Source organism: Bacillota bacterium (assembly GCA_040754675.1).
GTDB lineage: Bacteria > Bacillota > Limnochordia > Limnochordales > Geochordaceae > Geochorda.
The window spans coordinates 1-3,909 of record JBFMCJ010000391.1 but is presented as its reverse complement, the minus strand read 5'-3'; the positions used below and the strand labels follow the sequence as shown (position 1 = coordinate 3,909).

General features: G+C 67.7%; 7 protein-coding genes. All 7 read left to right on the top strand.

Annotated elements, in window-relative coordinates; genetic code table 11:
• Nucleotides 1-341, top strand: a 341-nt coding sequence (locus AB1609_17555; protein ID MEW6048254.1) for a phage head closure protein, incomplete at its 5' end; no start/stop codon positions are given.
• Nucleotides 338-778: an HK97-gp10 family putative phage morphogenesis protein gene (locus tag AB1609_17550; protein MEW6048253.1), complete on the top strand. Its 441-nt coding sequence runs from the start codon at nt 338-340 to the stop codon at nt 776-778. The genes AB1609_17555 and AB1609_17550, both read left to right, overlap by 4 nt.
• Complete coding sequence (locus AB1609_17545; protein ID MEW6048252.1) at nt 766-1,164, top strand: DUF3168 domain-containing protein; 399 nt, start codon at nt 766-768, stop codon at nt 1,162-1,164. Before AB1609_17550 ends, AB1609_17545 begins: the two co-directional genes overlap by 13 nt.
• Before the next feature lie 13 nt (nt 1,165-1,177).
• Nucleotides 1,178-1,597 carry a phage tail tube protein gene (locus tag AB1609_17540; protein MEW6048251.1) on the top strand — a complete coding sequence of 140 codons (420 nt, stop codon included), beginning with the start codon at nt 1,178-1,180 and terminating at the stop codon, nt 1,595-1,597.
• Nucleotides 1,598-1,608: 11 nt separating this feature from the next.
• Nucleotides 1,609-1,971 carry a hypothetical protein gene (locus AB1609_17535; protein MEW6048250.1) on the top strand — a complete coding sequence of 121 codons (363 nt, stop codon included), beginning with the start codon at nt 1,609-1,611 and terminating at the stop codon, nt 1,969-1,971.
• 77 nt (nt 1,972-2,048) lie between these two features.
• Entirely contained in the window at nt 2,049-2,321 is a 273-nt protein-coding gene (locus tag AB1609_17530) for a hypothetical protein (GenBank protein MEW6048249.1), read from the top strand.
• Nucleotides 2,322-2,359: 38 nt separating this feature from the next.
• Nucleotides 2,360-3,909: tape measure protein (locus AB1609_17525; GenBank protein ID MEW6048248.1), on the top strand; the 1,550-nt coding region annotated here is incomplete at its 3' end.

Below are 3,909 nucleotides of genomic sequence, written 5' to 3'. Positions count from 1 at the left end.
GTGGTGGCTGCGTCGTGAGGTTCGAGGACCTGCGGCACCGCGTGGAGATAGGCCGCTACGTGGGGGGTACCGACCAGTGGGGCGACCCGATTCCGCCCACCTGGCAGACAGTGGCCACCGTCTGGGGCCGAGTGGAGGGGCTTTCCGGCCGGCTCTACTTTGAGGCGCAGCAGACGGCGCAACAGTCCGACCACCGCATCACCATCCGCTGGCGGCGCGGTGTAGAGCCTGGGATGATCGCGCGGCACGACGGGCGCGAGTTCGTGATCCAGGCCGTCCTGGACCGCGAGGGCACCAGGCGCTGGCTGCAGCTGATATGCAGGGAGGTCCGGCCCGCGTGAAGCTGCGGATACAGGTCCGGGGTGCCAAGGAGATCCAACAGGCCCTGAACATGCTGCCCCGCGAGGTGGCTGGTGAGCACCTGCGCGAGGTCGCCCTGACGGGCGCCGAGGTGATCCGGGCCGAGGCGGAGCAGAACGCGCTCCAGCACAAGCGGACCGGTACTCTTGCCGGCGACATCCACAAGGAAGCAGCCCAGGAGACGCTGGGAACCCGCGTGGTGGTGCACATCGGGCCCGGGCGCAAGGGCTGGTACGGGCGCCTGGTGGAACTTGGCCACGCGGTGGTCAGGGGCCGGAAGAAGGCTCAGAAGCGCCAGGTGGGCTACGCGCCGCCGCACCCCTGGCTGCAGCCGGCCTTTGACGAGAAGAAGGCCGAGGCCCGCAAGGTCATGGAGCATGAGTTCGTGCGGAGGATGAAGCGGGCATGGCGAGTGTAACGCCGAGGCAGGCCGTGTACGCGCACCTGCAGGCCGACGAGGCAGTGAGCACTCTGGTCGGCGGACGGATTTATCACCAGATGCCGCCGCTTGACGCCACGTACCCGCTGATCGTGATAAACACGGTCAGCAGCGTGGACCGCCGCGACCTGTCGGGCGTGGCGTACACCGACACCCGGGTGCAGATCACCGCCATGGCCGATACGCTTGCCGAGGCCGAGCGCATTGCGATGGCGGTGCGCCAGAGCCTGGAGGGCTACACGGGCATGATGGCCGGGGTGCTGCCGGTCATCGGGTGCCGCGTGGCCTCCTACTTGCCGGACTACCAGGAGGAAGTGGGCCAGACGCACTACCATGTGATTGTGGTGGTGGCCCACGACGCGTGAGGAGGAATGACCCATGGAATCTCTGGGCCTGAAGAGCGTGTTCCAGCGCGAGAGCGCCACGCCGGGCACATACGAGACGGTGGCGCAGGTGGCCTCGATCCAGCCCCCGCAGCCGGAGCGGGAGGCGGTCGAGGTCGAGGACCTGGATCCGCCCGACGGCATCAAGAAGAAGCTGCCCGGCGTGATCGACGTCGGCGAGGTCACACTGACGCTCAACTTCGACCCGGACGACACCGGGCACACGGCGCTTGAGACCGATTTCTACGCCGGCGACACGAAGAACTTCCGGATCAAGCTGCCGAACGGCCAGGGCTGGACGTTCCCGGCCTTCATCTCCGGCTGGAAGCCCCAGGAACTCACCGAGGGCGACGTGATCCAGGTTGAAGTCACGCTGACCGTGACCGGCAAGCCGACGTTCGGGGCCATCGCGTAAGGTGGGGGATTATGGGTAAGCTGCTGACACGTGACGAGATCTTGAAGGTGCAGGATCTCCCCGTTGAAGAGATCGAGGTCAAGGAATGGGGAGGCTTCCTGCGGGTGCGTGGCCTCACCGGCGCCGAGCGGGACGCCTTCGAGCAAAGCGTCGTCGAAACCCGTGGCAGGAACACACGGATGAACCTCAAGAACATCCGCGCCAAGCTCGTCGCCATGACGGTGGTGGACGAGCACGGTAACCGGCTGTTCACAGACGAGGATGCGGAACTGCTCGGCCGGAAGAGCGCCACGGCCCTCAACCGCGTGTTCGAGGTGGCGCAGAGGCTGTCCGGGCTGACCCCCGCTGACGTGGAGGAACTGGCGGGAAACTGAGGCGGCGCCCGGAGCGCCGTTTCTATTTCCGCCTGGCCCTGGCCCTGGGCATGACGGTCGGAGAGCTCCTGAGCCGCGTGAGCAGCCGGGAGCTCTCCGAATGGATGGCCTATTTCCAGTTGGAACCCTGGGGGACCGAAGTCGAGGATTGGCGCGCCGGCCTCGTCGCGGCTACCATCGCCAATGCCAACCGGGATCCCAAGCGGCGGAGGAGGCCTTACGAGCCGCGCGACTTCATGCCGCGGCGCGATGGGCCGGCCGTCGAGGAGCAGACGTGGGAGGAGCAGGCGCGGATCCTCGAGATGTGGGCCCGCGCATTCGAGGCGAAATACGGAGGAGAGGGCTCGTGATGTACACGGGCCCTCTTTTCTGAAGGCAGGGTGGTACAGTGGCGACGGTCGCATCGTTCAACGTGGCTCTGGTGGCGAGCACTGGGCGGTTCGTCTCGGCCGTCTCACGTGCCGAGCGCCAGTGGAATCAGTTCGCCCGGTCCATCCAGCGGCAGGCGAAGACCCTGCCCGAATCCATCCGATCGGCCGTGCCTGCGTCCCTGGTGCTCGGGCGCAACATCGTTAAGATCGGGGCGGTAGCCGGGGCGGCATTCGCCGGCATGGCTGCGTGGGGCGTCCGGCTGGCGGCCCAATGGGAGCAAGCTCAGATCGCTTTCACCACCCTGCTCGGTAGCGCGGAGGAGGCTAACAAGTTCCTCGGCCAACTTGTGGAGTTCGCCGCCCGGACGCCGTTCAACCTGACCAACATAACACAGGCCTCCAGGCAGCTCCTCGCATACGGCTTTGCCGCGGAGCAGGTCCTGCCCACGCTTTCTGCCATCGGGGATGCGGTGGCCGCCCTCGGCGGCGGCGCCGATGAGATCCAGCGGGCCGTCCTCGCCATCGGCCAGATGCGGGCCAAAGGCAAGGTGGCCGGGGAAGAGATGCGCCAGCTTACCGAGCTTGGCATCCCGGCCGGGGAGATGCTGGCGGAAAGCATCGGTGTCAGCGTCCCCGAGGCCATGGAACTGGTGGAAAAGCGGGCCATCGATGCCTCCAGGGGTATTGCGGCCGTCCTGGAGGGCATCAACCGCCGCTTTGCCGGCGCCATGGAGGTCCAGTCCAGGACGCTCCTCGGCCGGCTCTCGACTCTGCGGGACAACGTGGAAATCATCCTGCGCGGCCTCGGCCAAGACATCCTGCGCCTCACCCGCCTGGGGGAGCGCATTGACCGGCTGACGCAGGCCGTCAGCCGCTTCGCAGCGGTTGTTGCCGAGCATGGGTTCATCGGGGCCCTGGCCCGGGCGTTTCCGCCCTGGGTGCAGACCGTCATTGTGGGCATCACGGGTGCCATTGTCGGCGGCCTGGTGCCCGCCATCATCGCGTGGTTGATCCCGGCATTGAAGAAGCTGGGCATCAGCCTCTGGGCCACCTTGCGCCCGCTCTTGCCCTGGATGGCGGCCGGCGCGGCGGTGGCCGTGACCGCCTACCTTCTTGCCCGGGCGTGGGGGCACCTCGCAGACGTGGCGCGCGCGGTGTGGTCTGCCATCGGGGCGGTGGCGCTGTACGGCGCGTCTCTTGTCGTGCTCGGTGTGGGTCTCATTCTGGCCGGGATCGGCGCCATCGTGCCGGCATTCCGCGGCGCCGCACAGGCTGTCCTGGGACTGGCCGACTCGCTGAAGGCATCCGCCTCGCAGTCGTGGGCCTCCGCCCGGTCGGCGGCCCAGATGGTCCGCACGGCGCAGCAGGCGCAGGCCGGCCAGGAGGGTGTGGCGAAGGCGGGGCAAAAGGCGGCCGAGAGCCAGAACCAGCTTGCTGAGGGCGTGGAGAAGGCTGCCCAGGCCGCGGCGGCCAACATACAGTCCTTCGACGAGGTCCACCAGCTCCAGGAGGAGATGGCTGAGAGCCCGGCCGCGACGATGCCGGAGATGCCGGCATACGAGTTGGG